This window comes from Burkholderia sp. GbtcB21 (assembly GCF_019091065.1).
Classification (GTDB): Bacteria; Pseudomonadota; Gammaproteobacteria; order Burkholderiales; family Burkholderiaceae; genus Burkholderia; species Burkholderia pyrrocinia_C.
On record NZ_JAGXKA010000487.1, the window covers coordinates 1 to 235 of the forward strand.

General features: G+C 66.0%; 1 pseudogene. It reads left to right on the plus strand.

The features are described 5' to 3' along the window. Positions 1 to 235, plus strand: a pseudogene (locus KVT39_RS37425) (glucose-6-phosphate isomerase); the annotation flags it as partial.

Below are 235 nucleotides of genomic sequence, written 5' to 3' on the forward strand. Positions count from 1 at the left end.
CGAACAGGTCGATCCCGAGGAAACGCTCGCGATCATCGTGTCGAAGACCTTCACCACGCTCGTGACGATGACGAACGCACGCTCGCTGCGCGACTGGTTCGTCGCGCGTGGCTGCCCCGAGGGCGCGCTCGCGAAGCACTTCGTCGGCGTGTCGGCGAACCCGGCCGAAGTCGTGAAGCTCGGCATCGCCGCGGACAACGTGTTCGAAATGTGGGACTGGGTCGGCGGCCGCTAT